The following is a 1,304-nucleotide window of genomic DNA, read 5'->3' as shown; positions in this document are numbered from 1 at the left end:
CAATGCCGATCAGTTAAGCAATTGACATTTGGCATAATAGGATCAAAATCCGATGATCACAGGTCATCGGATTTTTTTATGCCCCTTAATCATAGCTTCGCCAATATTTCATCATTTATCGATTCTAATATTCACAGCTTGTCGGAAATACTGGATGAGTCTTTAATACAACAAGCACTTGCAGAGTCTGGGGTCGCAACACTCAGGAAGCGCAGGCTACCTCTTGAGCTAATGGTCTGGAGTGTGATTGGCAGCGCATTGTTTCGAGATATGCCTATGACTCAGGTCATTAATCGTCTTGATATTGTATTACCAAGTAAGAAACCTTTTGTAGCTCCTAGTGCGATTGTTCAAGCAAGACAGCGTTTAGGCTCGGAATCTATTCGTCATATCTTTAATATGACTCAATCCCGTTGGCATCAAGACACACCACATCCAAACTGGTGTGGATTAACCTTACTTGGCGTTGATGGCGTGGTGTGGCGTGCAGAAGACACGCCAGCTAACAATGATGCATTTGGTAAGTTGCACAATGACAAACGCGAATCGGCTTTTCCTCAAATTCGTATGGTCTGTCAAATGGAACTCACAAGTCACTTATTGACCGCATCCGCCTTTGACGCCGTTGCGGCTAATGAAATGACGCTCGCTGAGCAGCTGATAGAGCAAACACCCGACAATAGCCTAACGCTGTTTGATAAAGGTTTTTACTCATTAGGGCTACTTCATAAATGGTCTACCACTGGTACATCAAGGCACTGGCTAATTCCCTTAAAAAAAGGCACGCAATATGAAGTTATCAGGGAGTTTGGAAAACATAACCAACTGATTAGACTAAAAACAACACCTCAATCACGAAAGAGGTACCCAGACTTACCTACTACTATCGAAGCTAGATTGTTGACGAAAACCATCAATGGAAAACAGCATCAGATACTGACGTCTATGACCGACCCAATGAAATATCCAAGTGCTGATATCGTCGATCTATACAGTCACCGTTGGGAAATAGAGCTTGGGTTCAGGGAAATGAAACAGTACTTGCTCAAAAATGAATTAACGTTACGTAGCAAAACCCCAGAGCTAGTAAAACAAGAGTTATGGGGCGTATTGCTCGCATACAATTTAGTACGATATATGATGACTAAGATGGCTTACAGCCTGAAAGGGATATGGCCTTATCAACTCAGTTACAGCAATGCTTCTGGCTATATCATCAAGGAGTTAATGATGTTGCCTCACACCTCAGCAGGAAAAGTACCGAGCGTAATAAATAAACTTATTGCAATGGCTGAAACCTTTGT

The 1,304-nt window shown here is 42.2% G+C and carries 1 protein-coding gene; it reads left to right on the top strand.

From position 1 onward, the window contains the following. Positions 1 to 78 precede the first annotated feature (78 nt). Positions 79 to 1,304: IS4 family transposase (locus tag JIG37_RS10125; protein ID WP_199529301.1), on the top strand; the 1,226-nt coding region annotated here is incomplete at its 3' end.

Origin of the sequence: Pseudoalteromonas sp. bablab_jr010, from assembly GCF_016464105.1 — a bacterium.
GTDB classification, from domain to species: Bacteria; Pseudomonadota; Gammaproteobacteria; order Enterobacterales; family Alteromonadaceae; genus Pseudoalteromonas; species Pseudoalteromonas simplex.
This window is presented reverse-complemented; position numbering and strand designations above follow the sequence as displayed.